The sequence below is a fragment of the Cytobacillus sp. genome (assembly GCF_964223445.1).
Taxonomy (GTDB): domain Bacteria; phylum Bacillota; class Bacilli; order Bacillales; family Cytobacillaceae; genus Cytobacillus.
The window spans coordinates 1-26,050 of record NZ_CAXQGS010000125.1 but is presented as its reverse complement, the minus strand read 5'-3'; the positions used below and the strand labels follow the sequence as shown (position 1 = coordinate 26,050).

21 protein-coding genes are annotated in these 26,050 nt (G+C 42.7%); 20 read left to right on the top strand and 1 reads right to left on the bottom strand.

Annotated features, from left to right (window positions below; all coding sequences use genetic code 11):
• Nucleotides 1-230 precede the first annotated feature (230 nt).
• The 9 genes from ACEQ1T_RS21080 to ACEQ1T_RS21040 all read left to right on the top strand — a co-directional run bounded on the left by ACEQ1T_RS21080 (nucleotide 231) and on the right by ACEQ1T_RS21040 (nucleotide 11,072).
• Nucleotides 231-1,589, top strand: coding sequence for an acyclic terpene utilization AtuA family protein (locus ACEQ1T_RS21080; RefSeq protein ID WP_370224606.1), 1,359 nt, complete (start codon nucleotides 231-233; stop codon nucleotides 1,587-1,589).
• A gap of 12 nt (nucleotides 1,590-1,601) precedes the next feature.
• Nucleotides 1,602-1,913 carry a DUF4387 domain-containing protein gene (locus ACEQ1T_RS21075; RefSeq protein WP_206840004.1) on the top strand — a complete coding sequence of 104 codons (312 nt, stop codon included), beginning with the start codon at nucleotides 1,602-1,604 and terminating at the stop codon, nucleotides 1,911-1,913.
• A 10-nt stretch (nucleotides 1,914-1,923) separates the two neighbouring features.
• A complete protein-coding gene (gene rbsK / locus ACEQ1T_RS21070; RefSeq protein ID WP_370224605.1) occupies nucleotides 1,924-2,850 on the top strand; it encodes a ribokinase in 927 nt (308 codons plus the stop codon).
• Complete coding sequence (locus ACEQ1T_RS21065) at nucleotides 2,822-3,721, top strand: sugar ABC transporter permease (protein ID WP_243506099.1); 900 nt, start codon at nucleotides 2,822-2,824, stop codon at nucleotides 3,719-3,721. The genes rbsK and ACEQ1T_RS21065 overlap by 29 nt, the downstream gene beginning before the upstream one ends.
• 14 nt (nucleotides 3,722-3,735) lie before the next feature.
• A complete protein-coding gene (locus tag ACEQ1T_RS21060) occupies nucleotides 3,736-4,623 on the top strand; it encodes a carbohydrate ABC transporter permease (protein ID WP_206840010.1) in 888 nt (295 codons plus the stop codon).
• Nucleotides 4,624-4,696: 73 nt separating this feature from the next.
• On the top strand, nucleotides 4,697-5,845 hold the full coding sequence (locus ACEQ1T_RS21055) for an ADP-ribosylglycohydrolase family protein (RefSeq protein ID WP_370224603.1): 1,149 nt from the start codon (nucleotides 4,697-4,699) through the stop codon (nucleotides 5,843-5,845).
• A 29-nt stretch (nucleotides 5,846-5,874) separates the two neighbouring features.
• The gene (locus ACEQ1T_RS21050; RefSeq protein WP_370224613.1) at nucleotides 5,875-7,998 is read left to right on the top strand and encodes an ADP-ribosylglycohydrolase family protein; all 2,124 of its coding nucleotides are present in this window, start codon (nucleotides 5,875-5,877) and stop codon (nucleotides 7,996-7,998) included.
• Nucleotides 7,999-8,035: 37 nt separating this feature from the next.
• Entirely contained in the window at nucleotides 8,036-9,085 is a 1,050-nt protein-coding gene (locus ACEQ1T_RS21045) for a LacI family DNA-binding transcriptional regulator (RefSeq protein WP_370224602.1), read from the top strand.
• Nucleotides 9,086-9,368: 283 nt separating this feature from the next.
• Nucleotides 9,369-11,072, top strand: a complete 1,704-nt coding sequence (locus ACEQ1T_RS21040) for a methyl-accepting chemotaxis protein (RefSeq protein ID WP_370224601.1) — start codon at nucleotides 9,369-9,371, stop codon at nucleotides 11,070-11,072.
• Nucleotides 11,073-11,151: 79 nt separating this feature from the next.
• On the opposite strand, the gene ACEQ1T_RS21035 is transcribed toward ACEQ1T_RS21040, so the two are convergent.
• Entirely contained in the window at nucleotides 11,152-12,192 is a 1,041-nt protein-coding gene (locus ACEQ1T_RS21035) for a LysM peptidoglycan-binding domain-containing protein (protein WP_370224599.1), read from the bottom strand.
• Between the two features lie 339 nt (nucleotides 12,193-12,531).
• On the opposite strand from ACEQ1T_RS21035, the gene ACEQ1T_RS21030 reads away from it, so the two are divergent.
• The 11 genes from ACEQ1T_RS21030 (at nucleotide 12,532) to ACEQ1T_RS20980 (ending at nucleotide 25,842) form a co-directional block, all read left to right on the top strand.
• Nucleotides 12,532-13,422: an acyl-ACP desaturase gene (locus ACEQ1T_RS21030; protein WP_370224598.1), complete on the top strand. Its 891-nt coding sequence runs from the start codon at nucleotides 12,532-12,534 to the stop codon at nucleotides 13,420-13,422.
• Nucleotides 13,423-13,688: 266 nt separating this feature from the next.
• Nucleotides 13,689-14,045, top strand: a complete 357-nt coding sequence (locus ACEQ1T_RS21025; protein ID WP_206840573.1) for an STAS/SEC14 domain-containing protein — start codon at nucleotides 13,689-13,691, stop codon at nucleotides 14,043-14,045.
• A gap of 424 nt (nucleotides 14,046-14,469) precedes the next feature.
• Nucleotides 14,470-15,351, top strand: coding sequence for an alpha/beta hydrolase (locus tag ACEQ1T_RS21020; RefSeq protein WP_370224597.1), 882 nt, complete (start codon nucleotides 14,470-14,472; stop codon nucleotides 15,349-15,351).
• Between the two features lie 295 nt (nucleotides 15,352-15,646).
• Nucleotides 15,647-16,915: a cytosine permease gene (codB, locus tag ACEQ1T_RS21015; protein ID WP_370224596.1), complete on the top strand. Its 1,269-nt coding sequence runs from the start codon at nucleotides 15,647-15,649 to the stop codon at nucleotides 16,913-16,915.
• Nucleotides 16,905-18,173, top strand: a complete 1,269-nt coding sequence (locus ACEQ1T_RS21010) for a cytosine deaminase (RefSeq protein ID WP_370224594.1) — start codon at nucleotides 16,905-16,907, stop codon at nucleotides 18,171-18,173. Before codB ends, ACEQ1T_RS21010 begins: the two co-directional genes overlap by 11 nt.
• A gap of 358 nt (nucleotides 18,174-18,531) precedes the next feature.
• Complete coding sequence (locus ACEQ1T_RS21005; RefSeq protein ID WP_370224593.1) at nucleotides 18,532-20,151, top strand: ABC transporter substrate-binding protein; 1,620 nt, start codon at nucleotides 18,532-18,534, stop codon at nucleotides 20,149-20,151.
• Between the two features lie 99 nt (nucleotides 20,152-20,250).
• Nucleotides 20,251-21,318 (top strand): M42 family metallopeptidase, encoded by a 1,068-nt coding sequence (locus ACEQ1T_RS21000; RefSeq protein WP_370224592.1) that lies wholly within the window; start codon nucleotides 20,251-20,253, stop codon nucleotides 21,316-21,318.
• Between the two features lie 413 nt (nucleotides 21,319-21,731).
• A complete protein-coding gene (locus ACEQ1T_RS20995) occupies nucleotides 21,732-22,673 on the top strand; it encodes a 3-hydroxyacyl-CoA dehydrogenase family protein (RefSeq protein WP_370224591.1) in 942 nt (313 codons plus the stop codon).
• A 12-nt stretch (nucleotides 22,674-22,685) separates the two neighbouring features.
• A complete protein-coding gene (locus ACEQ1T_RS20990) occupies nucleotides 22,686-23,447 on the top strand; it encodes an SDR family NAD(P)-dependent oxidoreductase (protein WP_370224588.1) in 762 nt (253 codons plus the stop codon).
• Between the two features lie 55 nt (nucleotides 23,448-23,502).
• Nucleotides 23,503-24,786 (top strand): histidinol dehydrogenase, encoded by a 1,284-nt coding sequence (gene hisD, locus ACEQ1T_RS20985; protein WP_370224587.1) that lies wholly within the window; start codon nucleotides 23,503-23,505, stop codon nucleotides 24,784-24,786.
• A 51-nt stretch (nucleotides 24,787-24,837) separates the two neighbouring features.
• The gene (locus tag ACEQ1T_RS20980) at nucleotides 24,838-25,842 is read left to right on the top strand and encodes a LacI family DNA-binding transcriptional regulator (RefSeq protein WP_370224586.1); all 1,005 of its coding nucleotides are present in this window, start codon (nucleotides 24,838-24,840) and stop codon (nucleotides 25,840-25,842) included.
• Nucleotides 25,843-26,050 lie beyond the last annotated feature (208 nt).

The following is a 26,050-nucleotide window of genomic DNA, read 5'->3' as shown; positions in this document are numbered from 1 at the left end:
GTGATCGTGCCTTCTTACTATTGAGATAATTGCAATATAAAACTGTACATTGAGCTAATAATTGGTTGACAGGGACTGGCGTTAAACGGTACCATAAGGATATACAATGTGTAACCGGTTACATGTCCTTTGGGTTTTATAACCATATTTTTTTGAGAAAATGTGTAACCTGTTACATATTAAGCGTTTTATCAATAAGAAAACAGACAAATAAAGAAGAGGTTATTAATATGACTAGCAGTGATGTACGTATTGTTTCACCGTGCGGGATATTAGGATATGGATTTCCGGAAGAGTCATTTAACAGAGCCTTTGAGAATGACCAAAAGGTTCATGGAATTGTAGTGGATGCCGGGTCGACTGATGCAGGTCCGCATAAGCTCGGTGCGGGTGTTGCGATTGTAAGCCGCCGGGCAACCAAAAAGGATTTGGATATCATCATTAAAAATGGTGTTCCCCGGGACATTCCCATTGTGATTGGGTCTGCTGGCGGAGCCGGTGCCAAGCCGCATATGGAGTGGACGCTGGATATTATTAAAGAAATCCTGGATGAACGCTGCTTAACAGCTAAAATTGCCATGATTTGGGCCGACTTTACACAGGAAGAAATCATAAAAGCTAACCAAGAGGGCAGAATTAACCCTCTAACGCCAAACATTCCAGCTCTTACAGATGAAGCCATTCAAGAAACAAACAACATTGTTGCTCAGATGGGACATGAGCCCATTTTGGAAGCTCTCAAAAACGGGGCAGACATTATAGTCTGTGGCAGAGCATATGATCCATCGCCATTTGCGGCAGTTGGAATTTACTGCGGCAAAGACCCTGGTCTCGCTTACCATCTGGGAAAAATATTAGAATGCGGGGCACTATGTGCTGAACCAGGTACAACAAAGGATTGTATTGTTGGAACATTAAAGGAAGATTCCTTCACCGTTCAATCGTTGAATCCAATGCGTAAATGTTCGCCGATTAGTGTGAGTGCCCATACTTTTTACGAAAAAGAGCATCCATACCTTTTACATGGACCGGGCATCATCCTTGACCTTAGTCAATGTGAGTTTACCCAAGTGAGTGACGGGGTTGTCGAGGTTAAGAATAGTAAACTGCAAAAAAATGATCATTATTACATCAAGCTGGAAGGTGCACGAAAGGTTGCATATAGAACCTTTGTCATCGCAGGTGTCCGTGACCCGATTTTAGTAGGGAATATCGAAGAAATTGAGGAGCTTGTGATGGAGCAGGTAAGGGATTATTACGAGGACATCCCGGAAGAGGATTATGCTATCAACTTCTATAATTATGGAAAAAATGGAGTGCTCGGTTCAAAAGAATGCGCACCATTCCAGGGACATGAGATTGGTGTCATGTTTGAAGTGGTTGCCAAAACACAGGAACTTGCAAACAGTATTTGCTCGAGTGTAAGATCGACATTTCTTCATTACGGATATGAGAATCGGAAATCAACAGCTGGAAATTTAGCCTTTCCATTTGCACCAAGTGATGTAGAGTTTGGACCTGTGTATGAGTTTTCTCTCTATCACCTAATGGAAATCACTGAAAATCCATTTGTTATTGAGTATTTGTAAGGGGATGAAAACATGGCCGCTTTATTTGAACTAGCTAAAGTATTACGAAGTAAAAACGCAGGACCATTTGAGCTGACATTCGATATTTTATTTGATTCCAAGGAAGTTTATGAGCGGGTAAAGAATTCGGGGAAAATCAATAACCAAACCATTTGTGATTTGTATAACCTCACTGCAGACCAGATTGACCATCTCGTTTTCTATGACCAGGCACTTGGAATTAAGATTACGATTTTAAGAGATATCTCCTCTGGAACAGTTGGAGACCGGGATGTATATGGGGCACAGCAGCATGCACCGTTAATGAATATACTGATTGATTAGGATGATGAACATGCAGAGAATAGCCGTTGTTGGAAGTATTAATATGGATTATTTTATTGAAAGCGAGGTACTGCCTAAATTAGGAGAAACCGTCCTGGGTGAGAATTTCTTTTTATCCATTGGCGGCAAGGGGGCCAATCAAGCTGTGGCAGCTGCCCGTCTTGGCGGTGATGTGTCCTTATTCGGATCGGTTGGTGATGATGAGAATAGTGATCTGATTATCAAAAAGCTGGAAAAGGAGAATATCAATCTTGTAAATCTCCAATCTGTAAAAGGATTGCCTACAGGAGCAGCGTTTATTGAGCTTTGTCAAAGTGAAAATCGCATCATTGTGGTACCTGGAGCAAATACACATACCAACGTTGACTATGTAAAAAAAACTGCAGCAGAGCTTCTGAACTACGATGTGATTGTATTTCAGCTAGAGACACCGTTAGAGATGATTGAGTATCTGGTTCCGCTCCTTTATGAACAAGGAAAAACGATTATTATCAACCCGGCTCCGGCACAAACACTCAGTCAAGAGCTGATTAACAAGGTGACCTATATCACACCGAATGAACACGAGTACAAATTAGTGTTTAACACGAATGATTCAATGGAAGAGCTGCTTGAAAAGTATCCAAATAAATTAATTATTACGTGCGGTACAGAGGGGGTTCGTTTCTTTGATGGCACAGAGATCAAATTAGTTCCTTCCATTAAGGTGATTCCGGTTGATACAACTGGAGCTGGAGATACCTTTTCAGGAGCTTTCGCTGTGGCCATTGCAGAAGGGAACTGTCTTGAAGACAGCATACGTTTTGGCAACATAGCCGCTGGTTTATCGGTCACTAAAAAGGGTGCTCAAACGGGAATGCCCAAGCGAAATGATGTGACTCAATTTGTAAAGGAAAAGGAGTATAAAGATGAAAAAGGGCATACTGAAGCAAATTAAATCAAGCTGGGTCCTCTATCTTATGCTTTTTCCAGCCCTCCTTTATTTTTCGATCTTCCACGTCGTTCCATTAATCGGAATGAAGCTGGCATTTCAGGATTACCGGATTATTGGTGATAATGTTTGGGTCGGATGGAAGCATTTTAAGGTTCTATTTAGCTCCCCAGCCTTTCTGGATGTGTTAAAAAATACCATAATTATTAGTGTGATGAAGATTGTATTCTTTTTTCCAATTCCGATTATTTTATCATTATTGATCAATGAAGTAAGAGTCGGGAAGTTTAGAAAATATGTACAGTCAATTGTTTACCTTCCTCACTTTTTATCATGGGTCGTTATTGCAGGAATCTGGATCGCATTGCTGAATCCGGAAGATGGCGGAGTCAACGTGATTCGCAGCTTTTTCAATATGCCATCACTTGATTTCATGACAAGTAAGGACCATATCCGCTGGGTATTGGTGTTCCAGGAAATATGGCGCAGTGCGGGATGGGATTCCATTATTTACTTGGCAGCCATTCTAAAAATAAGTCCTTCTCTCTATGAAGCAGCCAAAATTGACGGGGCATCTAAAATACAGCAAATGAGATACATCACGCTGCCGTCTTTAACTTCAACAATCATGACAGTCTTTATTCTAAATCTGGGATTCTTCATGAATGCAGGTTTTGACCAGGTCTTTAATATGATGAACACTTCTGTCATCAGTGTAATCGACATTTTAGACACTTATGTATATCGAATCGGTCTCTTAAACGGCCAATATGCTTATGCAACGGCAGCGAGCCTTTTCAAAGGTGTAATTGGGGTTATCTTAATTTTGAGTACACACTTTATCTCAAAACGATTTACCGGTAAAGGTGTTTGGTAGGAGGTGGGACGAAGATGAATAAATTAAAAAAATTGAGTGTTTCAACCATTATTATTTACAGCATTTTGTTTTTAATTTCATTAACAGTGCTAGTTCCGCTTCTTCACTTACTAGCAATGTCGCTATCAGATCCTCTCAAGGTCCATAAGCTAAGCGGCCTGGGAATAATACCTGAAGGATTTTCACTCATTAACTACAAAATTCTATTATCAAACCCGCTAATTATAAAAAGTATTTTCAATACCTTATTAATAACCATTGTGGGTACAGCCGTGAATCTATTGCTTACATCAATGACAGCCTATGTGCTGGCAAGAACGAAATTTCCGGGCCGAAATTTTGTCATGATTTTCTTAATTGTCATCATGGTATTCGAACCAGGATTAATTCCTGAATACTTACTGGTGAAAAACCTGGGATTGCTGGATACGTATGCGTCCCTCATCCTGTATAAGACCATCAATATCTTTTACTTGTTTATCATGATGAGATTTTTTGAAGATGTTCCTGAAAGTATTTTGGAAGCAGCCCGTATGGATGGGGCTGGGCACTTTCGTATCTTCACAAAAATCATGCTGCCTTTATCCAAGCCAGCTTTGGCAACAATGGGTCTGTTTTATGGAGTTTATCACTGGAACGAATACTTCCGGGCGACAATCTACTTAACGGACACTGGCAAATGGCCTCTGCAGCTTGTTCTTCGGCAATTTGTAGTAGAACGTGATAATACATCTCTGTTAGGAGCGCAAAACTTCCTATCCTATGATCAAATAGCAACCCTTGATTTTGCCTCCCTGCAAGCAGGAACGATAATCATCTCGGTTGTACCTTTACTTCTGATTTATCCGTTGATTCTAAAGTACTATGCGAAGGGTGCTTTTGAGGGTGGAGTCAAAGACTGATTTTTACGCTCTATGTGGAATAGATTAAAAAATACACAAAAGCGAAGTGTGTAGAAAAAAGGGAGTTCTTCATATGGTTACTTTTAAAGAACGAGTTAGAGGTGTTGTTATATCCACTGCATTGGGGGATGCAATGGGAGCACCTGTTGAAAAATTAAGTTATGAAGAGATTAAAAAAATCTATAAGAGGGTCGAGACACTCCGTACCAAATGGTACAAGGAGGATTATCCTGCTGATATGAATTTAGGCAGGAAAAGAGGCAACGGTACAGTTACAGACGATACCCTTATGACTGTTGCCCTCATCAATGTCTATAACAAAGAAAAAAGACATTTAGATGCTTATGACATGGGGAACGAGTTTGTGAAGGAAATAGCTTTCAGAAAAACGTATATCCCTGAGTTTGGCAAAGAGGCGCTCATTATTGACCGTCTATTCTATCCGGAAAAATATATTTTCATGCGCCATGTATTAGCCAATTGTGAGCCGCGTGAAGGCGGAATTGGCAATATGATTAACTGCGGGGCTGCGATGTATATTGCACCTGTTGGAATTGTCAATGCCGGAAATCCGAAGGCTGCCTATGATGAAGCAATTTTGTTTGCAATGGGACATCAAAGCAGCTACGGCCTGGAAGCGGCAGGGGTGCTGGCAGCTTGTGTGGCAAAAGCGTTTGAAGAAAATGTGACAGTTGATGAAATTGTTGAAACAGCCCTCTATTTTGCTAAGGATGGAACAAAGAATGCGATTCGTGATCTAACCGAAGCTGCTAAGAAATTACGTTCTGAAAAGGCGGACATGGATACAGTCATTGCTGCATTCCAAAGTGTGATTGAAAAGTATTCGCCAATGAAAGACGATGTTCACCGTAAAATTGAGAAGGTTGGTGTTCCTTCAAATCATTATACGCCAAGCAGGCTTTTCTCTATTGAAGAGCTGCCGATGGCGCTGGCGTTTATGGTGTTAAACGATGGGGATTATTACGGATCCATATTAGATGGCATCAACTCTGGCCGTGATACAGATTCCATCGGGGTAATGGCCGGTGTTATTTTAGGTGCCATGTACGGAGACAGTGTTATTCGTTCTGAGGACGTTGAGCTTTTACAGGAAACGAACAAAATGAATTTAATCCAGGCAGCTGACCATTTTTCAGAAACTGCCAGGCTGATTATTGAACAAGATCTGCAGCTTAATGAAAAAAGAAAAAGCATTCTTTAAAAGACTTTGGGGACCGGGAGTTGAGTAAATTGTTGCCTGAAAACTATTTAGAAAGGGTGTATGCCGGTTTCTTAGGAATGAATGTTGGAATCCGGCTCGGTGCACCACTGGAGCCAAATGAATGGTCATATGAAAAAATACAGGAAATTCATGGTGATATAAGGGGATATGTGAAGGATTATAAAACCTTTTCTGCAGATGATGATGCAAATGGTCCGGTTTATTTTATCCGGGCATTAATGGATGACGCACGCGGGCGGGAGCTGGCACCCCAGGATGTTGCAAGAGCGTGGTTAAACTATTCGCGTGAAGGAATCGGCATGTTTTGGTGGGGTGGAGATCAGATCAGCACAGAGCATACCGCGTATCTGAATTTGAAAAAAGGCATCCCTGCACCACAGTCTGGTTCGGCTGAAGTCAATGGCGTCATTATGGCTGAGCAGATTGGCGGGCAGATTTTTATCGATACATGGGGATTGCTGTTCCCAAATAATATTCAAAAGGCAGCCGATTATGCAGAGATAGCGGCAAGTGTGTCTCATGATAAAAATGGGCTATATGGGGCTCGTTTTATGGCAGCTTGTATTTCCAAAGCCTTTTCAGCTAAAAGTATTGATGATATTATCGAAGCAGGATTGTCCGTGATTCCAAAAGATTCCACTTATTATGCTGTCGTGAAAGCTGTGATTGATTTTTATCAGAAGCACCCTGAGGAAAAGGATTTCCGAAAGTGCCGTCAGTATTTAGAAGAAGAGTGGGGTTATGATAAGTATACTGGAGTATGCCATATCATCCCGAATGCCGGGGTATGTGCCCTGGCCCTCATGTATGGCAAGGGAGATTTGGCTCGAACAGTTGAAATTGCTACCATGTGCAGCTGGGATACGGATTGTAATGCAGGAAATGTCGGAACCATTGCAGGAGTTTTCGCCGGGCTTGATGGAATTCCAGGACACTATAGGAAGCCGATCAACGATATGATCGCAACATCGAGCGTGTCTGGCTACTTGAATGTGCTGGATATACCAACCTTCTGTAAGGAGCTTGCCGTTCTTGGCTATCAAGTAAATGGGCGGGAAGCTCCACAGAGATTAGAGGAAAGCGTCCGAAACGGTGAAGTTTACTTGGATTTTACTTTGCCGGGATCAACTCACGGTTTTAAGACTAATAACAGCTTTAAGACGATATTGCACCCATGTAGTGATGTAGGGATTGAGAAAACCCGAGGCTCATTGGCCGTTCTTTTTGACAGATTTATAGAAGGCGATGCCAGTAAAGTATTTTACAAGCCATTTTATCGCCGTGAAGAGTTCAACGATGAAAAATATAAGCCGACTTTTGCACCTACTGCATACAGCGGACAAAAGGTTTCTGCAAAGGTGTATATGGATAAGTGGCAGGGAGGGGCGGATGTTTATTTGACTCCTTACGCCCGCAATAGTTTTACAAAGGAAGACTTGAAGCTGGACTCCGTCACATTAAGCCATCAGCAGTGGCTTGATATTGAATTTGTCCTACCAGAAACTGATGGTGCATTGATTGACGAGGTTGGCTTTATAGTCGAGAGTCCATCACCTGCAGATAACCGTTCATTTGGAAAGTTTTACATCGGCGAGTTTCGAATCTTTGGGAATGCAGATTACTCCATCGATTTTACCAAACAAGCCTTGGAATTCAAATGTGTAACACCTTTTGCTCACCACCGTGGTGAATGGACACTGGAAAATGGTTTTATGAAGGCTGCTGCAGGTGAGGAAGATGCTTCTTCCTTTACAGGGAACTATTATGGCCGGGACCTCGAACTGGAAATAAGCCTTCAGCCTGTTTCCGGTAAAAGCCACGGGGTAATTATTAGAGCAATTGGAACAGAACGTTATTATTGGGCAGGATTTGATGGCAGCAATCAGGTTTCATTAATAGAGAATAGCTTTGGTTTTAAGCGTTTAAAGACAGTTTCATATGAATGGAATCATGAAGCTATATATAATTTTAAAGCTGTCAGCAAGGGAGCAGCTGTTCAGTTAGAAATCAATGGCGAGGCAGTCCTGGATTTCGATGGTCTTGAAAATGAATATGGAATGATTGGCTTAGGCCTGCTTGAAAAAGGGGAAACAAAGGTCCAGCGTTTCCATGTGAAAGAAACGAACAAATAGTTTAAAAACAGAAAAATCCTTTCAAAGGAGAATTTTCGTGAGAGAGAAACAAATAACCATTCGAGATGTTGCAAAGGAGGCAGGCGTTTCCGTAGCGACAGTGTCCAGGTATTTAAACAATAATGGATATATCAGTCAAAAATCGGAGCTAAAGATACGAGAAGTGATGGAGCGTCTAAATTATCATCCAAATGAAATCGCGAGAGGATTAGCGAAAAAGAAAACCCGGACGATTGCCCTGATTATCCCTGATATTACAAACCCCTTTTTTCCGGAGCTTGTCGTGGCAATTGAAGAAGTGGCGAAATCAAAGGGGTATAGCATCATCTTAGTAAATACACAAGTCGGGGATATGGACGATAATCATTTTTGGGCGCAGCTTCAAAACCGATATGTGGATGGTTTTATTCTGGCATCGTTTGAAATGAGTGAAAGAGTCATAAAGGCTATTGAAAAATTAAAAATACCATTTGTAAGAATTGACCGGGCAGCTGAGAATAACACCTTTGACTCGATAGGATTAGATAACTATAAAGGTGCCAAGCTGGCTGTAGATCACTTAATTGAGGTAGGCTGCAAGAAGATTGCCCATATCAGCGGGCCGAAGTCGTTCCCTCCATCGTCTGAACGGAAACGGGGATATGTGGAGACTGTCACTGATAGGGCCGTGAGGGATGGAATGGCATCGCCAGAGGATGCGGTTATCGTTTACGAGGGAGATTTCACATTAGAAAGCGGCAAGATGCTAACTCAAATCCTTATGAACCAGCATAAGGATGTCGATGGGATATTCTTGGGCAATGATTTAATGGCGATCGGCTGTCTCAAAGCTCTTAAGCTAATGGGCTACCAGGTCCCAAAGGAAGTCGCTATAATCGGCTTTGACGGAATCAAGCTAACCGAAATGGTAGAACCGGAAATTAGTACAGTAGAACAGCCGATTTATGACATCGGGGTCGTATCCACTAACAAACTTATTCGTAAAATTGAGGGATTAGAGAACGAAAAATCGCTCCTTGATGAAACCTCGCTGGATATTCGTCTTGTAACAAGACAATCCACACTTGGGTTTGGGAAATATAGGTGAATCGGCAGGATTGGATTAAATTGAAAAAAGGTGGAATAATCAGCTTTTCTTATCCTTTCCTTTTCTTTATCAGTTTTTTAAGTCTTTAAACCACATGAAGACTATACGTTTATTAATTCTAAATCAATTATGCTTATTACCTAGCTGACTAACCAGCTAGGTTTTTTAATTGATTCATGATTTGAAATCATTATATTAATAAGAAAAAATACCTAGATAAATTTGATTTTTTGCCGATAAACAATCTGTGTAATGTGTTAAACAAATAAAAAGGAGAGCCAGCATGATGAACAAACTGAGAAACATTAAGATCGGATGGAAATACGGAGGCGCACTTCTGATTGTTTTTATCCTATTCGGTATTGCAGCAGCAATCGTTTTAGGCTTGGTTAGGGATATTGGCGATAATGTAAGTGCATTGGAGAAGCGCGGAGACCGGGCTGTTCATATTACAGAAATGGGGTCGCTTACCCGGGCGAAAGCCATCAGGGTATTTGAATACTTATACAAGCCAGAAACAAAGTTCATGGATGAATTTCAGGATCGAAGAGAACAATTTAATGAACTGGAAGCTCAGATAAGAGAAAATATGGATACGGAAGAGAAGCTGGTCATATTTGATAAAATAGTGGCTCAAGATCAAAAGTTAAATGATATCTTTTTTAGAAAACTTGTTCCTGCAATGGATAAAGGAGATAAAGAAGCGAGCGAGCTGTTTGCAGGCGAGGCGAGCGAAATCCAGCTTGAAACCGTCAAATTGTTAGACGAGCTGCTGGTTATTGTGAATGAAGAGCGGGCACAGGCGGTAAAAGCCACAAAGGAAAGCCAATTCCGCACTTTTAATACTCTCATTATTTCTATGCTTGCCGCGGTTATACTCGGGGCATTGATCACATTCTTAATCAGCCGAATGGTATCGCGCAGCATGAATGAAGTTGTGAGTATAACAAATCGCATCGCAAATGGAGAATTGGATGTTCCGGAGATCCAATACAGAGGAAAAGATGAAATTGGGCGTCTGGCAGAGGCTGTAAATGCCATGAGCCATAATCTGCGAATGACGATTCAGCAGGTTTACGAGGTATCGCAGACAGTGAGCAGCCAGAGCGAAGAACTGTCACAGTCAGCTGAGGAAGTGAAAGCAGGCTCCCAGCAGGTTGCCTCTACTATGCAGGAGCTCGCATCCGGCTCCGAAGCACAGGCAACACATGCTTCTAATCTCTCATCTTTGATGGAGACTTTCTCAGATAATATGCAGGAAGTCAGTTCAAGTGGAGAAGCCGTGTTTGAATCTTCAAGGAAGGTCATAGGTATGACTGAAAAAGGCAGTCAGCTAATGTCGGCTTCGATTCAGCAAATGAGTATTGTTGACCGGATTGTTCAAGATGGTGTGGAGAAAATGAAAGGCCTGGATGCGCAATCACAGGAAATTTCAAAACTTGTATCAGTCATTAAGGATATTGCGGGCCAGACTAATCTATTGGCACTGAACGCAGCAATTGAAGCAGCACGTGCAGGCGAACAGGGCCGCGGCTTTGCGGTTGTTGCAGATGAAGTAAGGAAGCTTGCGGAAGAAGTAACTGTATCAGTAGAAGATATAACTGGCATTGTTTCAAGCATACAGACTGAATCCGCCAATGTCGCAGATTCATTGCAGGGCGGTTATAAGGAGGTTGAGAAAGGCACAAGCCAAATTAAAACAACCGGTGAAACATTTACTGAAATCAGCACTGCAATACATGAAATGGCGGGCAGCATTCAATCAATCACAGAAAAAATGGAAACCATGGCCGGAAAAAGCCAGCAAATGGGTGCAGCCATTGAGGAAATTGCTTCTGTTTCAGAAGAAGCAGCTGCCGGGATTGAACAAACATCTGCTTCATCCCAGCAGACAAGCAGCAGTATGGAGGAAGTATCCCGAAGTTCTGAGGAACTTTCGCAAATGGCAGAAGAGCTTAATAGGCTGGTTGGGAGATTTAAATTGTAGCAGGGGACCGTCGATGTTTTTCATCGGCGGTTTTTTTAATGAAAAAAGACACCTGAAGAAAGACACCTGAATCAGGTGCCTAATAAAATCTCTTAAATCCATCAAAATGCTTCTTATAATAAGAATCTCCCAGGCTTGTAATTTCCACTCCATTGGAGCTGGCATGAATAAACTGGTTATTCCCCAGGTAAAAGCCCATATGAGAAATACCCTGTCTGTATGTATTTTCGAAAAATACTAAATCACCGGGCTGAGGCTGACTAATATAATAAGAGCGGCTGTAGTAGCCGTCTGTTGAATACCTTCCCAGCGCTGATCCGGTTTTATTCAGTACATAATAGATAAATCCGCTGCAGTCAAATCCATCAGGAGCAGTGCCTGCCCACTTGTAAGGGACGCCGATATATTTTTGAGCCTCAGCCAATACAGTTGATACAGAACTATTTTCTTCCTTCACTTCTTCAGCGGGTTTTTCAGTTGACGGCTTCTGGCCTGCTGCGCTTATTATGAGCTTTTGTCCTATTAAAATTAGGTCTGAACTGAGTTTGTTCCATTCTTTTATCTGCTGAACGGTTATATTATTTCTGCTGGCAATCAGGCTTAGTGTATCACCTTTAACAACGGTATAATTGCCAGAACTTCCAGAAGGTGCAGTGGCTGGCGGAGGTGCAGGGGCAGAAGGCTCCTTATCATTATTGCCTGAAGCTGTTTTTGAAACCTTTAAGACTTGTCCAGGATGAATAATATGATGTGTAAGGTGATTCCAGCTCATTAAATCTTTTAAACTGATTTTATGATTCAGAGCAATTTTAGACAAAGAATCGCCTGATTTGACTATATATGTATTGGCTGCACTTGGAATAGCAGGAGCCGGAGCTGGCGGTTTAATAGATGGAACGCTATTTGCAGTGCCGGGCACTTGGAGTGATTGATTAATATATAGGGAATCTGAACTTAATTTGTTAATAGATTTAAGCTCTGTCACAGTGGTTTTATATTTTATGGCTAATTGGAATAAAGTATCTCCCTTTTTCACCACATGTGTATCAGCCGAAGCCTTAGCTGCAAAACCTGAAGAAAGCATAGCCGCGGCTGCTAATGTGACAATCTGTTTTTTCACTTTTTCGATCCACTCCCGTCGACATATTTTAGATAATTTTACCACAAAAGTTATCCAAAAGAATTATATTTTTACATTCTTATACAATATATTTGTAAAAAACAGTTCTGTCGACCTATGTCGAATCGCATGCTGTCAACAGATGAGATCTGATGTCGAAATACCGGTGAATATGTATATAAATAGAAACAAAGAGTATTTAAAGTACTAATTTGCTGAAAATTCATTATTTATATTAGTTAGTTATTGAACGAATGTGATATAGTAAATTTAGTAACAGGTCATAATATTTAGTCACAAATTTTGGAATAGCAAACCATTTGTAATGGAGGTCTAAACTTGTTAACAAATCATCTCGATTTTCGACTGGAGCCTAAGGTAAGGGAATTGTATGAAGAGCACAAAAAACGTGCTGAAAAAATAGACTGGGGCTATCACGAATTTCTCCCATGGGATAAAGCGCAGGATTTCCGGCGTGTTCCTTGGGATAAGAGCCAGGTGACACTTCCGGAGTCCGTCATTACGGCAGTGGAGACAGCGCTATTAACAGAAGTGAATCTCCCATGGTTCACCTCTTATTTGGACCAGACATTTAAAGGTTCATTGAGTGTCATTAAGGAATTTGTGCATACCTGGACAGCGGAAGAGGACCAGCACTCCAATCTGCTTGAAACCTATCTATTAATTACGCGCAATGTCCATCCGGGAAGGCTTCACCAGCTTCATAAGCAAACAGTGGAAAATGGCTGGAATCCTGATTTCCATACGCCTTTTGAAACAATGGTTTATACCTCCATGCAGGAGCTGGCCACCATGGTGTTTTACTATAATGTGGCGAAGGTAGCGGGCCCCCATGATAAGGATTTGAGCAGCTTGCTTAGGAGATTGGCTAAGGATGAGACCCTGCATTATGCTTTTTACAGAGACGTTATAAAATATCATCTGCAATTAGAACCTAATTACTGCTATTACCTCGGGAACGTCATCATGAACTTTAAAATGCCAGGTGCTGTTATGCCGGACTTTGAAGATCGAATGGCTATCATTGCAAAAGAGGCCAACTATGGCCCACTTGAATATTTTGATCAGGTCCTGGATGTCATTATAGAGTATTGGGAGATAGAAAAGCTGAGGCCGATTGCACCTGAAGCAGAGAAAGCAAGACTTGATATTTTAAACTATCATGCTCGCTTGAAAAGAGTTAGGGATCGGTTTTACAGCAAGAAGTAATTTATAGAACCGGCGCGGCTGGTTCTATTTTTGCTGGAAATGAACCGATTTGTGAACGCTGCAAATAAAACCTGTATTTCTGCAAATAGAATAGTTAAACTTGCAAATAGAATAGCTAATCTTGCAAATAGAATGGCTAAACTTGCAAAGAAAATGCAAAATCTGCAAATGACACTCACTATTTCCAATAAAAACTCCTCACCTATAGTTTTGCAGCTCCCTTAATCGGGAAATTACCTCAATAAAACCACTTGGAGGTAAAGATTATGCTTCAATTTATAGAATCCCGCTCTCCCTCTACTATTGCCCTTGCCTTCAATGGCAATGCAACCAAGGAAGATGCAGAAAAACTGGATCAGCACGTGAGAGAAAATTTTAAAGATGGCCAGAAGTTCAATATTCTGGCCATAATGACGGATGTAGACGGGACCACTTTCCAAGGTGCCACGGAAGGACTGGAATTTGATATTAAAAGGTGGAAACAGTTTAATAAATTCGCTGTTGTCAGTGATAAAGACTGGATAGGCACTATATCAAAGCTCACGAACTACCTGCCTGGGATCAAGGTTGAATACTTTGAAGGCCATCAGCTGGAAGAAGCTTGGTTGTGGATTAAAGAATAGTTCCAAGTAGAACCCGAAAGTAATGCGACCCACATAGTTGAATAAATTGTAAATTTAGAGAGCTGCCCCAAATTATCCGGCAGCTCTGTTTTGTTTTAATATAGTGGTGATGAAACTTCTTACTTAACTCTGTAACCCTCTTATAGCTTGAACGGATGGAAATCTATTACTATTTTCATATTTGCAGTGAAAAGGGTTGTTTCTTTTTACTTATTTTTCCTTTTGGAAAAGGGTGAATAGTTAGTAAGGTAGAATAAAGCCAAATGTAAGTGTTTTCTGTATATTCAGAATAATAAACATGGCAACGAAAAGGGGGAGTCTTGCTCGGATAAAATTCACTTTGTTTATAGGAATTGATTGGTTTAGGAGAATATTTTAAGGCTGTAATAACTTTTGCAAGAAAAAAATTTTAGGAGGCGTAGGCATGTTCAATAGTAAAACTTTGTTTGTTTTTGTTTTATTGTTAGCCATGTTGATTCCCAGTCTTTCTTTTGCCGATAATATTACACCGCCAAAATCGGGCAACAGCCAGATCATTCATGAAAGCTTTAGTTCTGAAACCTTGGGGCGGGATTATAATTACAATATCTATTTGCCAGGCGAATATAAAAATTCAGGTGAAGAATATCCTGTTCTGTATCTTCTCCATGGATCTGGAGGAAACGAATATGATTGGGTACAAAACGGGAATGTAAAGAAAACAGCTGATAAATTGATTTCGAAAGGAGTCATACCTCCATCGATTATTGTCATGCCGGGCAGCAAAAGCTGGTGGGTTGATGGCCACAATGAAGCTGCAGAAAATGCATTCATCAATGACTTGATCCCTCATATTGATGAAACCTGGAGAACGATTGAGGAAAAAGAAGGCCGAATGGTTGCGGGTCTATCAGCTGGAGGCTATGGAACCGTTAACTTTGTTTTAAAACATCCTGAAATGTTTGCTGCAGGAGCAGCCTTAAGCCCTGCGGTTTATGTACCTGAGCCTCCAAGCCATTCATCGGGAAGAACGCACCCCACCTTCCAAAAGGATGGACAGTTTGACCCTGAGAAATGGGCTGAATTGAACTATACACAATATATCGATGCCTACAAGCAAAAGGGTATTAAGGTACCTTTATACATCAACTCCGGAGACCATGATACATTTGATATCGCTTACCATGCTGCTGTTCTTTACCAGAATCTAAGAGAGCACCAGCCTGAGCTCGTTGAATTTAGAGTGGTAGATGGCGACCATGAATGGAGGGTCTGGAGAGAAACCTTGCCGGAAGCGATGGAGTACATGTATCAATTTATAGAATAGTATAAAGGAGAATGACAGTGTCATTGTTAAAATATCCATTGATTTACAATTGACACCTGCCTATTTTTCTGAAATAATAATAGATAACTAAATACTGGTACCTTTAAATCAGTCCCGTGAGGCTGACAAGGACAGCGGAAGTATGATGCCAATGGGTGAGGTGCAGCCTGCCCATGGGTTCTTCATGCAGGAAAAGGCTTCTTGTCGGAAAACGGCGAGAAGCCTTTTCTTTTTCCATCCCCCTACTATCGAAAATCCTTCGGTACCAGTCCAAAAAATGAATGGAGGAATTGGTATGAAAAAAGTAGATTTGGATTTTTCGTTAGAGGCGGTACCCCAGGGGCATCGCAACGGTTTTTGGAAAATGCTTTTGGTGATGCTCGGTCTGACCTTCTTCTCAGCCAGCATGTGGTCAGGCGGAACACTTGGAACAGGATTAACGTTTATTCAATTTATCGGGATCGTTCTCGCAGGCAACTTGATTTTAGGTGCTTATACAGGAGCCCTTGCTTATATCGCTGCAAAAACTGGCTTATCAACACACCTGCTTACCCGCTATGCCTTCGGTGAAAAGGGATCTTACCTATCATCCTTTTTGCTGGCTGCGACTCAGGTTGGGTGGTTTGGCGTCGGGGTAGCGATGTTTGCGCTGCCGGTTCAGAAAGTAACAGGAATTGATGCGTATCTCCTGATTGCAGTTGCAGGTCTGCTGATGACAGGCACAGCCTTCTTTGGCATGAAGGCACTGGCAATCCTGAGTTTCGTAGCTGTCCCTTTAATCACTATTCTAGGAAGCTTCTCGGTTTTTAAAGCGACAGAAACAGCAGGCGGCCTGGAAGGGCTTATGCAATATCAGCCAACTGAGGCCATTAGTCTGGCAGCGGCTTTAACCATTTGCGTAGGTTCATTTATCAGTGCAGGTACGCTGACTCCAGACTTCGCGCGATTCTCAAATACAAAGCGTTCAGCAGTAGTATCAACAGTCATCGCCTTCTTCATCGGAAATTCTATCATGTTCCTCTTCGGTGCAATCGGTGCGATCGCAACAGGGCAATCTGATATCTCAGAAGTCATGTTCATCCAAAAGCTGATTTTCCCGGCAATTCTGGTTCTTGGCTTAAATATCTGGACAACGAACGATAACGCTTTATATGCATCAGGCTTAGGGTTTGCGAGCATCTTAAAGATCCGAAAAGGAAAGGTTGTCATCTTCAACGGGATTGTGGGAACAATTGCGGCCATGTGGCTGTACAACAACTTTGTCGGGTTCCTGACGATTCTGGGATCGACGCTGCCGTCAATCGGGGCTATCATCCTAGCAGATTACTTTATCGTGAATCGCGGAGAGTATAAGAAGTTTGCAGATATGAAGTTTAAGGCGGTTAACTGGATCGCCATCCTGGCCTGGGCAGCCGGCGTAGCTGCGGCAAATTTTGTACCGGGAATCCCGCCCATCAACTCACTTTTAGGATCAGCCGTAGTATTTGTCCTAGTATCAAAACTGGCTGCTTCTTTACAAGGCAAAAATTCAGTCAGGGAAGGGGAATTAAGAAGTGATTATTAAAAATGCAAAACTAAGAGGCCGGGAAGGCTTATGGAATATAGCGATACAAGGCGGAAAGATTCATAGCTTATCACAAGGGGAAGTGGAAGCAGGTCAGGGAATCCTTGATGCTGAAGGATCCCTGGTGTCGGCACCCTTCATCGAGCCCCATATTCACCTGGATACTACCCTGACAGCAGGCGAGCCGGAATGGAACCAGAGCGGAACATTATTCGAAGGCATCCAAAGATGGGCACAAAGAAAAGAAACCCTGACACATGAAGATGTAAAAACAAGGGCCAAAACGGCACTAAAATGGCAAATTGCACAGGGTATCCAGCATGTCCGCACACATGTGGATGTAACAGATCCCAGTCTGACTGCTTTAAAAGCACTTTTGGAAGTAAAAGAAGAAATGGCTGACTATGTGGATCTCCAGCTTGTAGCTTTTCCGCAGGAGGGAATTAATTCTTATCCAAGCGGCGCTGAGCTCATGGAGGAAGCGCTGAAAATGGGGGCAGATGTGGTAGGAGGCATTCCTCATTTCGAGTTCACAAGGGAGTACGGCGTTGCTTCTATGAAAACGGCCTTTGATCTTGCTGAAAAGTATGACCGCCTTGTCGATATCCATTGCGATGAAATCGATGATGAACAGTCGCGCTTTGTGGAAGTTGTAGCTGCGGAAGCCTATGAACGCGGATTGGGCAGCCGGGTAACAGCCAGCCATACAACGGCAATGGGCTCGTATAATGATGCTTATACCTACAAGCTGTTCAGACTGTTAAAGCTATCAAACATTAATTTTGTCGCGAACCCGCTCGTAAACATTCATCTGCAGGGGCGCTTTGATACGTATCCGAAGCGCAGGGGAATTACAAGAGTAAAAGAACTGCTCGAAGCAGGACTTAACGTAAGCTTCGGCCATGACGATATCTTCGACCCTTGGTATCCGCTTGGCACCGGCAATATGCTGCAGGTGCTCCACATGGGCATTCATGTGTCACAGCTGATGGGCTATGAGCAAATTGTTAACTCCTTTGACCTGATTACAAATAACAGTGCCAAAACATTAAACATTGAAGAGAAATATGGAATTGCAGCCGGAAAACCGGCTAACCTGATCATTCTTGATGCGGAAAATGAGTATGAAGTGATCAGGCGTCAGGCTGCTGTCAGGTATTCTATAAGAAATGGAAAAGTAATTGCCGAAACGAAACTCAGCCAGACATCTGTGATGTTTGGGGAGGCAAAAGAGAATGTGAACTTTCATAAATTATAGATGAAAGACTGGCTCAGGCTGACTGGGTCAGTCTTTTTATGTTGTGAGGGAAATGAAATTTATTTTTATATTAATAGTTTTCTTTAACTATTAAACGTAAAAAAAATTATTATAAAACACAGGAATTGGATGTAAACGTTTACAAATAGAGTAACAAAGGATAAATCCCGATCCTATATATTTCGACTCTAAAAATATAGTAGAATATTTCGCTAATCTAAGATATACTAATTTTTATTAAAAAATACGAAAAATCTAAAAATAAATTCTAGTCAGTTATTTTGCTTTTTACTAAGGGAAATAGCGGGCTGAACTCCTTCAGCTCCGCTTACATAAAAACACAAGGGGGAAAATACAGATGAAAGGAAAGTCTTCACTAGTTTTAAGCATTTTACTGATTCTTTCATTGCTGCTTTCAGCATGTTCCGGCAGCGGTGAAGAAGCTTCAGGCGGCGGCAGCAGTAATCCAAAAGAGGGAGGTTCATTAATTTATGCCCGCGGTGCTGACGCTATTGGGCTGGACCCAATCAATGTAACAGATGGAGAATCCATCCGTGTAACAAGCAATATCTTTGAAACATTGTTTGTATATGACGAAAATCTTGAAGTCCAGCCAGGATTAGCGGAGTCTTACAAAGTCTCTGATGATGGAATGACCTGGACCATTACCCTTAAAAAGGACATTAAGTTCCAGGATGGAACAGATTTTAATGCAGATGCAGTCGTGTTTAACTTCGACCGGTGGATGGATCCACAAAACCCCTACCATAAAGGGGATTTTCCATACTATCCGTTCTTATATGGGGGCTTTAAAGGCGATCCAAACCATAAAATCGAGTATGTAAAAGCAGTGGATGAATCGACAGTTGAGTTTAAATTAACTGAAAAGACAGCTCCGTTTATCAGCTACTTAGCTATTCCTATGTTTGGAATTGCCAGTCCGGCCGCGATTGAAAAGCACGGTGACAAGTTCTCTGAAAATCCGGTAGGAACAGGTCCTTTCGTATTTGATAGCTGGAAGCACAATGACAAAATAGTACTGAAGAAAAATGAAAATTATGCAGGTGAAGGGCCATATCTTGATGAGCTGATCTTCAGGGTTATCCCTGAGAATTCTTCACGCCTGACTGCACTTCAAGCTGGTGAGGTGGATATCATCGATGGCTTAAACCCCGATGATGCGACAACTATAGAAGCTGATTCACAGCTTAGTCTTGTAAAGCGCCCAAGCTTTAACATTGGCTACATGGTTCTCAATACGCAAATGGAACCTTTCGATGATGTAAAAGTACGTCAGGCAGTCAATATGGCCATTGATAAACAGGCCATTGTGGATGCATTTTATAATGGATATGCCGAAGTAGCAAAAAATCCATTCCCATCTGTGCTTTGGGGCTATAATGACAGCATTGAAGACTACAAATTCAATGTGGAAGAAGCGAAAAAACTATTGGCGGAAGCAGGATATCCAGATGGATTCAAGACCCAGCTTTGGGCGATGAGCAACCCAAGACCGTATATGCCACAGCCAATGAAGGTAGCAGAAGCCATCCAGTCAGATCTGAAGAAAATCGGCATTGAAGCCGAAATCGTTACCTATGAATGGGCAACGTATCTTCAAAAGTCAGGAAACGGGGAGCACCCAATGGGATTATACGGCTGGACAGGTGTAATGGCCGATCCGGATAACTTCCTTTTCCCGAATCTGAGTGCAACCAATACGGATAAACCTGCCAGCAACCGTGCGTTCTATGAGAACGACGAATTCACGAAGCTTTTGCAGGATGCCCGTGTAACATTTGATCAGGACGAACGTGCAAAGCTTTACCAGCAGGCACAGGAAATTTTCCACAAGGATGCCCCATGGGTGACTCTTGCACATACAACACCGCCAATCGCAATGGCGGGCTATGTCCAGGGATTCACTGCACACCCAATGGAGGATGATGATTTTACAAAGGTTTACCTGACGAATTAACAGGGACGAGGGGACAGGTTCCTTGTCCCAAGGAAGGACTTTGGGGACAGTTAACCTGTCCCTGTGTCCCCGTTTTCAAATCTAAGGGAGGGTTTCGCTGTGTATGAATTATTGAAAGGCCTGTGTGATATTGTGGGTCCCAGCGGTTTTGAACAGGATGTTCAAAGATTTATCTTAAATGAAGTGAAGGATTATGTGGATGAATACCACGTCGATCCGGTAGGAAACCTGATTGTGAAAAAGAAAGGGAATAACCCGGATTTCCCTTCTTTAGTCATTGCAGCTCACACCGATGAAATTGGGTTTATTGTCAAAAAGATTGAGAACAATGGGTTAATTCGATTTGAAAAATTAGGCGGATTCGATGACCGTATTCTTTTATCATTGCCAGTTAAGGTCCGTTCTGAAAAAGGCACTGTGGATGGAGTGATTGGGACCATTTCAGCCCACTATGTGAAATGGGATGATCCAAAACGCATTTCCAGCCACCGAGATCTTTATATTGATATCGGAGCCCGTACGGCAGAAGAAGCTATGGAAATGGGAATCAAGGTTGGACAGCCCATCAGCTATGGAACAGAGTTCAAAAAAATAGGAAATAACCGTGTTATTGGCAAAGCCTTGGACGATCGGGCAGGCTGCGCACTATTGATCCGCTTACTTCAAAACATCGGAGGAAATGGTGCACAGCACGGCGACATTTACGGGGCTTTTACTGTTCAAGAGGAAGTAGGATTGAGAGGGGCTTCCGTTGTATCTGCTGCCGTAGATCCTGACTTTGCACTGGCACTTGATACTACGCCAACCAGCGACACATTTGATGTCCTGATGACAGGCACGAGAAACCTTGGCAGCGGACCTTGCATCAAAATCGCTGATAAATCACTAATTGCCCACCCGCTTGTCACGCAGCACCTCGAAAAAGTGGCAGCAGAAGGGAATATTCCGTATCAGCATGAAGTCTTCATGGGAATCGGAACGGATGCCGGAGCCATACATATGACAAATAAAGGCGTCACAACGGGGGTGATCTCGATCCCGTCCCGCTATACACATACACCAATTGAAGTGGTCGACCTGGATGATATGGAGAACTCCTACAAATTGCTGCACGACTTTGTTGTGACATTGGATCAGCTGAAGGGAAAGACGTTTTTAGATACATAATCATATAAGATAAGACAGGGGGATCAAGCTCTCTGTCTTTTTTTTATAAAAGCAGCCGTGCGAGACGGCCTATTTGCGGAATTCTCCCCTCTATATGCAGGTTTGGTTATTCTATTTGCAGATTCATGCAATCTATTTGCAAAATGAGCTTCTCTATTTACAGGTTTCCCGTTTCTATTAGTAATGTTCACATTCACTGGGCAAGGGACAGTCAACCTGTCCCCCAAGCAGCGGCCTGGCAGGGATTGATCTCTCAGTCATTTTGTTAAAATCAATCAAACGTTTGATTGATTTTTCAGCTGAAAACAAATGAATATTTTAACAATTTATAATTTTAAGTTGAAATTACAGCGCTTACATAGTATATTGAATACGTATTCAAAAAGTAGAAATTTCAGAAAGTTGGTGAGCGATTGGAGAGAATAGCTGTATTGGGGTGCGGCACGATGGGCCATTCCATTGCGCTTAATGCGGCCTGGGCCGGACTGAGTGTGAAAATGCAGGGCATCAGCGACGCCGACCTGGAACAGGGCTGGACCAATATGCTGAAAAAGCTCGAGGTTATGCTCGATAACGGTATTTTATCCGATTCGGAAGCTGCCCAAATTCAGGAAAATATTAAAATGACCGTATCTGTTGAAGAAGCGGTCACGGATGCTACTTTTGTAATTGAAGCTGTACCGGAAAACATTCAATTAAAGATTGACTTATTTAAGCGTCTTGACGCTCTTTGTGCTCCCGATGTCATTCTGGCCAGCAATACTTCCGGTCTCAGTCCAACAGAGATTGCTTCTGAGACAGCATATCCTGAACGGACAGTGGTGACACACTTCTGGAATCCGGCTCATCTGATTCCTCTCGTCGAGGTCGTTCGCGGTGAGAAGACTGGCGATGAAGCAGTGGAAAGATCTTTTCAGCTTTTAAAGCAAATGAAGAAAAAGCCGATTGAAGTGAAAAAAGAGGTTCCCGGTTTTGTCGGCAATCGCCTTCAATATGCACTCTTTCGCGAAGCCCAGTATCTTCTGGAGGAAGGCATCGCGAGCAAAGAAGATATTGATGATGCCGTTACTTACGGCATTGGACGCAGGCTGCCGGTTTCAGGCCCATTGATGACGGCCGATATGGGCGGACTGGATGTCTTCTCGGCCATCTCTGATTATCTGTTCCAGCATTTATCAAGTGCTGAGGGATCCCTGCCGATTTTAAAGAAGCTTGTAGAGGAACAGAAGCTCGGCGATAAAACGGGTGAAGGCTACTACAAGTGGGATGAGGCTTTTTCCAGACAGTACAACCAGGAGAGGGAAGCTGAGCTGATCCGCTTTTTAAAGAAGGATTTAGGAATCCAATTAATCTGATGGAGGAATGTTATGAAGAACTTTCCCGATCTGGAGAATAAATCGGTGCTTGTGACAGGCGGAAGCAAAGGAATCGGAAGGGATATCGCCCTTTCCTTTGCGGAAAACGGAGCGAAGGTAGTAATTGTGGGGAGAAATGAAGAGGCTCTGCAGCAGACAACCGAAGAACTGAGAAAAAAGAATCCTAACAGCTTCTATGTTTCCGCTGATTTAAATAAAGTTTCAGAGATTCAAAGAATGACAGAAGCGGCCGTAGATTATATGGGCTCACTTGATGTGCTGGTCAATAACGCGGGAATTAACCGGGCCAAGCCTGCCATGGAAGTGACGGAAGAAGATTGGGACCTGACGCTTGACACCAATTTGAAGGCAGCCTTTTTCTGCAGCCAGAAAGCAGCCGAATATATGATCCCGAATCAATCCGGGAAGATTGTCAACATTGCTTCCCAGATGGCATTTGTCGGCTATTATAAACGTGCGGCATATTGTGCCAGCAAAGGCGGTATGGTGCAGCTGACAAAAGCGCTTGCAGTGGAATGGGCATCTCATGGCATTAATGTAAACGCAGTGGCTCCAACCTTTATTGAAACAGAACTGACTTCGAAAATGTTCGAAGATAAGGAATTCGAAAAGGAAGTCTACAGCAGGATTCCGCTTGGAAAGCTTGCGGATGCCGGGGATGTCTCAGCTGCCACCCTATTCCTTTCTTCCAATTTATCAAAGTTTATAACAGGAGATACGATAAAAGTAGATGGCGGATGGACAGCCATTTAATTTTTTACTGATTTTTGCATACGTATTCAAAAATAAAAACTTGGAGTGATATCAAATGGCAACTTTCTTAAAGCAGGGAAAAAATGATCAAGAGGTACAGGAAGCAGATGTTAAAGTTAGAGAATCGGTAAGCGGGATACTTAAAAATATCGAAGAAAACGGAGATGCAGAGGTCCGCAAGCTTTCCGAGCAGTTTGATAAGTGGTCACCGGAAAAATTCAGATTATCTGAAGAGCAAATCAAGGAAATTGTGGCATCTGTACCTGAACAAACGATCAATGATATCAAGTTTGCACAGGAACAAATCCGCAATTTCGCTGAACATCAAAAAGCAGCATTGCAGGACATTGAAGTGGAAACATTGCCTGGCGTGTTCCTTGGACACAAGAACATCCCGGTAAACAGTGTCGGCTGCTATATTCCTGGCGGACGCTACCCGATGGTTGCTTCCTCCCATATGAGTGTTTTAACAGCGAAGGTTGCAGGTGTTAAGCGCGTGATTGCCTGCACACCTCCAATTAAAGGGGAGATCCCTTCTGCTACTGTCGCAGCTATGCATCTTGCAGGCGCTGACGAAATTTACCTTCTTGGCGGAATCCAGGCGATGGGTGCGATGGCAATTGGAACAGAAACAATTGAACCCGTTGATATGCTGGTTGGACCAGGTAATGCATTTGTTGCGGAAGCAAAGCGTCAATTATACGGCAGAGTGGGAATCGACCTGTTTGCAGGCCCAACTGAGGTTCTTGTCATAGCGGATGAAACATCCGATGCTGAAATAATTGCAACGGATTTATTAGGACAGGCTGAGCATGGACCTAACTCTCCGGCATGCCTGATTACAACTTCAGAGAAACTGGCGAACGAAACAGTGGCAGAAATTGAACGCCAGCTGGAGACTCTTCCAACAGCAGATGTTGCGGGCGCGGCATGGAAAGATTATGGTTCTATCATTCTTGTAGACAGCCTGGAAGAAGCCGTAGTGGAAGCGGATAAATTGGCTTATGAGCACGTGGAGGTTTTAACTGAGGATCCAAACTACTTCCTTGAAAACATGACAAACTATGGTGCGCTTTTCCTTGGGCCGGAAACGAACGTTGCTTACGGGGATAAAGTCATTGGCACAAACCATACGCTTCCTACTAAAAAGGCAGCACGCTACACTGGAGGACTATGGGTTGGAAAATTCCTGAAAACGTGCACTTACCAGAGAACAACACCTGAAGCAAGTGCAAAGATTGGTGAATATGCATCCCGTCTATGTGACCTTGAAGGCTTTAAGGGACACCAGGCACAGGCTGATCTTCGCGTGAAGCGCTACAGCAGCCTCGTGAAGTAAGCAAAATCTGTTATAATTTCTCTGTCTAGATTCAGGCAGGAGGAACATGCGTTGAAAAATAAAAAAGTGACAGCCATGGATGTCGCCCGGCTGGCAGGCGTTTCCCAATCGAGCGTGTCCAGGGCTTTTAGTGAAAATTCAAGTATCTCATCAAAAAAGAAAAAGCTTATTCTGGAGGCTGCTGAGCAGCTGGGATATCAGCCGAATGCCATTGCCCGCGGCCTGATCACGAATCAGTCCCGCATCATTGGGATTGTCATGCGGAATATCCAGAACCCTTTTTATCCGGAAATCCTCGATAAGTTTTACAGCAGGCTGGCTGAAAAAGGGTACAAGGTAATGTTTATCAACTCCCAGAATAACGAAATCCAAGAGGATGAAGTGAGCCATTTAATTGAGTACAGCGTTGAGGGAGCAATCATCACAGATGCGCTATTGACCTCTTCGACTGTGCAGAAGTTTACCCGCAATGGCATCTCGGTCGTCCTGTTTAACCGATATGTGAACGATTCCTTAAGCAGTGCTGTTGTGTGTGATAACTTTGCTGCCGGTAAAAGGATAGGGCACTACTTGATAGAAAAAGGACATGAAAATCCCGCCTTTATCTCCGGACCGATGAATACATCAACAACAGTGGATCGGAAAAATGGGTTCCAGGAAGCTTTGAAAGAACACGGCATCTCTTCCTTTTTAACCGAAAACGGCCTTTATTCGTATGATGGAGGATTTGCAGCAGCGGAAAAATTGCTGGAACAGGATAAAAAGATAGATGCCATCTTCTGTGCAAATGATATATCCGCTTTTGGTGCAATGGATTATCTGAAAAAATGGGGTATCAGAATCCCTGAGGATATTTCTGTCATAGGCTTTGACAATGTGGCTATGTCAGATTGGTCTTCCTATGAATTAACCACCTGGCATCAGCCGGTTGATGAAATGGTCGATTATTCGATAAACCTACTTTTGGAGCATATTAACGGGGACACGGACGCCCCTGAAATCCAAAGAATAGAAGGGCATTTGGTGGAAAGAGGATCAGTAGCGGACAGAAGGTGATGAAGTGAAGGCAGGGGTTATAGTAAAACCAATTTTACATCTTTGAAATTCGATAAGTGTCTAGCTCCAGGCGCCATCGGATCTCGGGTCTAAGCCAATCCGTCCAAAAGGTTAAAGAACAACCTTTCAGCCGGCTTGTCTTATGCTTGAGGCCCGCAGGACAAGGAAGGCTTCGTCAGCATTGCATCGCACGACCGAAAGCGGCAGC

Bases quoted from the DNA above. Each gene is read 5' to 3' on its own strand.
- ACEQ1T_RS21080 (WP_370224606.1), top strand. From the start codon at position 231: ATGACTAGCAGTGATGTACGTATTGTTTCACCGTGCGGGATATTAGGA.
- ACEQ1T_RS21075 (WP_206840004.1), top strand. From the start codon at position 1,602: ATGGCCGCTTTATTTGAACTAGCTAAAGTATTACGAAGTAAAAACGCA.
- rbsK (WP_370224605.1), top strand. From the start codon at position 1,924: ATGCAGAGAATAGCCGTTGTTGGAAGTATTAATATGGATTATTTTATT.
- ACEQ1T_RS21065 (WP_243506099.1), top strand. From the start codon at position 2,822: ATGAAAAAGGGCATACTGAAGCAAATTAAATCAAGCTGGGTCCTCTAT.
- ACEQ1T_RS21060 (WP_206840010.1), top strand. From the start codon at position 3,736: ATGAATAAATTAAAAAAATTGAGTGTTTCAACCATTATTATTTACAGC.
- ACEQ1T_RS21055 (WP_370224603.1), top strand. From the start codon at position 4,697: ATGGTTACTTTTAAAGAACGAGTTAGAGGTGTTGTTATATCCACTGCA.
- ACEQ1T_RS21040 (WP_370224601.1), top strand. From the start codon at position 9,369: ATGATGAACAAACTGAGAAACATTAAGATCGGATGGAAATACGGAGGC.
- ACEQ1T_RS21025 (WP_206840573.1), top strand. From the start codon at position 13,689: ATGCTTCAATTTATAGAATCCCGCTCTCCCTCTACTATTGCCCTTGCC.
- ACEQ1T_RS21020 (WP_370224597.1), top strand. From the start codon at position 14,470: ATGTTCAATAGTAAAACTTTGTTTGTTTTTGTTTTATTGTTAGCCATG.
- codB (WP_370224596.1), top strand. From the start codon at position 15,647: ATGAAAAAAGTAGATTTGGATTTTTCGTTAGAGGCGGTACCCCAGGGG.
- ACEQ1T_RS21005 (WP_370224593.1), top strand. From the start codon at position 18,532: ATGAAAGGAAAGTCTTCACTAGTTTTAAGCATTTTACTGATTCTTTCA.
- ACEQ1T_RS20990 (WP_370224588.1), top strand. From the start codon at position 22,686: ATGAAGAACTTTCCCGATCTGGAGAATAAATCGGTGCTTGTGACAGGC.
- hisD (WP_370224587.1), top strand. From the start codon at position 23,503: ATGGCAACTTTCTTAAAGCAGGGAAAAAATGATCAAGAGGTACAGGAA.